Source organism: Sphingosinicella terrae, assembly GCF_003347635.1.
In the GTDB taxonomy this organism is placed as follows: Bacteria; Pseudomonadota; Alphaproteobacteria; order Sphingomonadales; family Sphingomonadaceae; genus Allosphingosinicella; species Allosphingosinicella terrae.
Window position 1 is genome coordinate 1 of record NZ_QDFY01000028.1, and the last position, 4,655, is coordinate 4,655.

The window sequence follows — 4,655 nt, forward strand, 5'->3', positions numbered from 1 at the left end:
TACATCCAGATGTGCGCCGACGAGGGCGGCGAGCTCGTCGTCGACGGCCGCGGCTTCTCGCTCCAGGGCCATGAGGAAGGCTTCTTCATCGGCCCGACCTTCTTCGACCATGTGAAGCCCGATTTCCGCTCCTACCAGGAGGAGATATTCGGGCCGGTCCTGCAGATGGTCCGCGCCGACAGCTTCGAAGAGGCGCTCAGGCTTCCGAGCGAGCATCAATACGGCAACGGCGTCGCCATCTTCACCCGCAACGGCCATGCCGCCCGCGAGTTCGCCCACCAGGTGAATGTCGGCATGGTCGGGATCAACGTGCCCATTCCGGTGCCGGTCGCCTATCACACGTTCGGCGGCTGGAAGCGCTCGGGCTTCGGCGACATCAACCAGCACGGACCCGAAGGCGTCCGCTTCTGGACCAAGGTGAAGACCATCACCCAGCGCTGGCCCGACGGCTCGCCCACCGGCGAGAACGCCTTCGTCATCCCGACCATGGGGTGATGGCGTCGTCCATGCGCCTCATCCTCCTCATCGCCGCTCTGCTCGTCGCCGCCGCCTCGCCGGCGGCGGCGCAGAAGCGGATCGCGCTCTCCTTCGACGACATCCCTCGGGCGCCCGGGGCATGGCTGACGCCGGACCAGAGGACGGTCATGCTGATCGCCGCGCTCGAGCGGGGCGGCGTGGACCAGGCGGCCTTCTTCGTCACCACCGGCAATCTCGAACATCCGCACGGGAGCGGCGGCGAGGACCGGATCCAGGCCTATGTCGCCGCCGGCCACGTCATCGCCAACCACTCGCACAGCCATGGCTGGGCGCACAGCACCCCGGTGGCCGATTATGTCGCCGACATCGACCGCGCCTCGGCCTGGCTGCAGGGCCGGCCGGGCTACCGGCCCTGGTACCGCTTTCCATTCCTCGACGAAGGCCGCGACACGCGCGAGCGGCGCGATGCGCTGAGGGCGGCGCTTCGCGAGCGGAGCCTCGCCAATGGCTACGTCACCGTCGACACCTATGACTGGTTCATCGAGGAAAGGCTCAAGGAGGCGGTCGCCGCCGGCCGCGAGATCGATCGCGACGCGCTCCGCGACCTTTACGTCGAGAGCATCGTCGAGGCGTCGAACTTCACCGACTCCGTGGCGCGCGAGACGCTCGGCCGCTCGCCGGCGCATATGATCCTCCTTCACGAGACCGACATCGCCGCCTTGTACATCGACGACGCCGTCGCCGCGCTGCGCGCCGACGGCTGGGAGATCATCACCGCCGACGAAGCCTATGCCGATCCGATCGCTGTGGCCGAGCCCGATACCCTTTTCCTCGGCGGCGGCCGCATCGCCGCCCTCGCCCATGTCCGGGGCGGTCGGCCGGCACGCGAGCTCGTCTCGGAATGGACCGAGGAAGATCATCTGACGCGCCAATTCAACAGCCGCGTCCTTCACCAGACGGAAGACGAATGAGCCAGTACGACCTCACCGAGGAGCAGCGCCAGATCCAGGAGATGGCGCGCCAGTTCACCGCCGACGCGATCTCCCCTCAGGCGGCGGAATGGGACGAGAAGCATATCTTCCCGCGCGACACGATCCGCCAGGCGGCCGAGCTCGGCTTCGGATCCATCTACGTGTCGGAGGAGAGCGGCGGCATCGGCCTGGGCCGGCTCGAGGCGGCCCTGATCATGGAAGCCATGGCCTATGGCTGCCCTTCCACCTCCGCCTTCATCTCGATCCACAATATGGCGAGCTGGATGATCGACCGCTTCGGATCGGCGGCCGTGAAGGAAAAATATCTGCCCTCGATGGTGACGATGGAGCGGATGGGCTCCTATTGCCTGACCGAGCCGGGCTCGGGGTCGGACGCCGCCGCCCTCAAGACGCGCGCGGTCAAGGACGGCGACCATTATGTCGTCTCCGGCTCCAAGGCCTTCATTTCCGGCGGCGGCGAGAACGAGCTCTACGTCACCATGGTCCGCACGGGCCAGGAGGGGCCGAAGGGCATTTCCTGCCTGGTGATCGAGAAGGACATGGAGGGCGTCAGTTTCGGCGCTCAGGAGAAGAAGCTCGGCTGGCATTCGCAGCCCACTGCCCAGGTCAATTTCGACGAGGTCCGCGTCCCGTTGGAGAATCTCGTCGGCGGTGAGGGCGAGGGCTTCCGCATCGCGATGATGGGCCTCGACGGCGGCCGCCTCAATATCGGCGCCTGCTCCTTGGGCGGAGCCCAGCGCTGCCTCGACGAGGCAGTCAATTACACGCGCGAGCGCAAGCAGTTCGGCCAGGCGATCGGCGATTTCCAGAACACCCAGTTCATGCTCGCCGACATGGAGACGGAGCTTCAGGCGGCACGCGTGCTGCTCTATGCGGCGGCGGTGAAGGTGACCGAGAACGCGCCCGACAAGACCAAGTTCGCAGCAATGGCGAAGCGACTCGCCACCGACGCGGGATCGTCGGTGGTCGACCGCGCGCTCCAGCTGCACGGCGGCTATGGCTATCTCCAGGATTATCCGATCGAGCGCTTCTGGCGCGATCTCAGGGTCCATTCGATCCTGGAAGGCACCAACCAGATCATGCGCATGATCGTCGGGCGGGAGCTGACCCGGCAGTGATCGGAGTGCCTTTTCACTCCCGCGTCCGTTCGTCCCGAGCGAAGTCGAGGGGCGCCGGCACGGACTCATCACACCCGCCCCTCGACTACGCTCGGGACGAACGAGGTATGCTGATTGCATGAGTATTGATGTAGTCGTCGAAAGAGAAGGTCCCGTTGGCCGCCTCCGGCTCAACCGGCCCAAGACGATCCATGCCCTCACCACAGGCATGTGCATCGCGATGACCGAAGCGCTGCTTGCCTGGCGCGACGACCCCGCCGTCCGGCTCGTCGTCCTCGATCACGCGGAAGGGCGCGGCTTCTGCGCCGGCGGCGACGTCGTGATGCTGCGTGACAGCGGCGCCGGCGACGGAACTGAGGCGCGTGCCTTCTTCCACGCCGAATACCGGCTCAACCACCTCCTCTTCACCTACGGCAAGCCGACCGTCGCCTTCATGGACGGGATCACGATGGGCGGCGGCGTCGGCATCTCCCAGCCCTGTCGCTTTCGCGTCGCGACGGAGAATACGCGCTATGCCATGCCGGAGACGACGATCGGGCTGTTTCCCGACGTCGGCGGCGGCTGGTATCTTTCGCGCCTCCCCGGCCGCACCGGGCATTTCCTGGCGCTGACCGGCGCCCGGCTCGACGGCGCCGAATGCCTGGCTCTCGGGATCGCCACGCATTTCATTCCCGCCGACGCTCTGGACGACGTCAAGGCTCGCCTCGTCGAGAGGCCAGAGGCAGTCGAGACGATCCTGGCCGAGGCGAGCGCATCTCCGCCGGAGGCGCGGATCGAGCGCAACCGCGCCGAGATCGACAGGCTGTTCGCCGGCTCGACCCTCGAGGTGATATTGGCCGCGCTCGAGACGGACGGATCGGCCTGGGCGGCAAAGGAACTGGCGACCCTGCGCGGCAAGAGTCCCTTGTCATGCAAGGTATCGCTCCGCTTGCTCGAGGAGGGTGCGGCCATGCCGAGCTTCGCGGACGAGATGCGGCAGGAATTTGCGGTCGCCTCGCGGATCGTGCGGGAGCACGATTTCCGCGAGGGCGTCCGCGCTCTGCTCGTCGACAAGGACAATGCGCCGCGCTGGGATCCGGCCACCCCGGAGGCCGTCACCCGCGAACGGGTGGAAGCGATCTTCGCGCCGCTACCGAAGGAAGAGGAATGGACGCCGCTATGAATTACGAGAACATCCTGGTCGAGCCTCGCGGGGCGGTGACTTTGATCAAGCTCAACCGGCCCAAGGCGCTGAATGCGCTCAACAGCGCGGTGCTCGCCGAGCTGATCCACGCCTTCGCCGCCTTCGACGCGGACGACAGCCAGCGCTGCGCCATCCTCACCGGGAGCGAGAAGGCCTTCGCCGCGGGCGCCGACATCAAGGAGATGTCGGACCAGGGCTTCGCCGCCATGTATGCGAGCAACTTCTTCGCCGGCTGGGAGAAGGTGACGGCGACCCGCAAGCCGTGGATCGCCGCCGTTGCCGGCTACGCGCTGGGCGGCGGCTGCGAGGTGGCAATGATGGCGGATTTCATCATCGCCGCGGACAATGCCAGGTTCGGTCAGCCCGAGATCAAGCTCGGCGTCACGCCCGGCATGGGCGGATCGCAACGCATGGCGCGGGCGATCGGCAAGGCGAAGACGATGGAGATGTGCCTCACCGGCCGGATGATGGATGCCGAGGAGGCCGAGCGCTCCGGCCTCGTTGCCCGCGTGGTTCCCGCCGACACGCTGCTCGAGGAAGCGCTGAAGACGGCCGAGCAGATCGCCGACATGGCGCCACTCGCCGCCATGGCCACCAAGGAGATGGTCAACGCCGCCTTCGAGACTTCCCTGTCCCAGGGCATCGCGTTCGAGCGCCGGCTGTTCCACGGCCTGTTCGGTACCGAGGACCAGAAGGAAGGCATGGCCGCGTTCGTCGACAAGCGGGCGGCCGACTGGAAGGGCAGATAGAATAGCTCCCCTCTCCCACAAGGAGAGGGCAAGGAGAGGACCGACATGGCACGTTTAGGTTTCATCGGGCTGGGCAATATGGGCGGCGGCATGGCGGCCAATCTCGCCAAGGCGGGCCATGACGTGCGTGCCTTCG

Annotated in this window: 6 protein-coding genes; all 6 read left to right on the forward strand. The window is 66.7% G+C overall.

Annotation, left to right across the window (positions count from 1 at the left end):
* Positions 1 to 495, forward strand: a 495-nt coding sequence (locus DDE10_RS22955) for an aldehyde dehydrogenase family protein (protein ID WP_114955144.1), incomplete at its 5' end; no start/stop codon positions are given.
* A gap of 11 nt (positions 496 to 506) precedes the next feature.
* Positions 507 to 1,448, forward strand: a complete 942-nt coding sequence (locus tag DDE10_RS22960) for a polysaccharide deacetylase family protein (protein WP_114955147.1) — start codon at positions 507 to 509, stop codon at positions 1,446 to 1,448.
* Positions 1,445 to 2,587, forward strand: a complete 1,143-nt coding sequence (locus DDE10_RS22965) for an acyl-CoA dehydrogenase family protein (protein ID WP_114955145.1) — start codon at positions 1,445 to 1,447, stop codon at positions 2,585 to 2,587. The genes DDE10_RS22960 and DDE10_RS22965 overlap by 4 nt, the downstream gene beginning before the upstream one ends.
* A 118-nt stretch (positions 2,588 to 2,705) precedes the next feature.
* Positions 2,706 to 3,749 (forward strand): enoyl-CoA hydratase/isomerase family protein, encoded by a 1,044-nt coding sequence (locus DDE10_RS22970; protein WP_114955146.1) that lies wholly within the window; start codon positions 2,706 to 2,708, stop codon positions 3,747 to 3,749.
* Complete coding sequence (locus tag DDE10_RS22975) at positions 3,746 to 4,519, forward strand: enoyl-CoA hydratase (RefSeq protein ID WP_114955148.1); 774 nt, start codon at positions 3,746 to 3,748, stop codon at positions 4,517 to 4,519. Before DDE10_RS22970 ends, DDE10_RS22975 begins: the two co-directional genes overlap by 4 nt.
* A gap of 45 nt (positions 4,520 to 4,564) precedes the next feature.
* A partial coding sequence (locus DDE10_RS22980) for an NAD(P)-binding domain-containing protein (protein WP_162806809.1) occupies positions 4,565 to 4,655 on the forward strand: 91 nt, incomplete at its 3' end.

Excerpts from the sequence above, each read along its gene's own strand:
- DDE10_RS22960 (WP_114955147.1), top strand. The coding sequence starts at position 507 with ATGCGCCTCATCCTCCTCATCGCCGCTCTGCTCGTCGCCGCCGCCTCG.
- DDE10_RS22965 (WP_114955145.1), top strand. The coding sequence starts at position 1,445 with ATGAGCCAGTACGACCTCACCGAGGAGCAGCGCCAGATCCAGGAGATG.
- DDE10_RS22970 (WP_114955146.1), top strand. The coding sequence starts at position 2,706 with ATGAGTATTGATGTAGTCGTCGAAAGAGAAGGTCCCGTTGGCCGCCTC.
- DDE10_RS22975 (WP_114955148.1), top strand. The coding sequence starts at position 3,746 with ATGAATTACGAGAACATCCTGGTCGAGCCTCGCGGGGCGGTGACTTTG.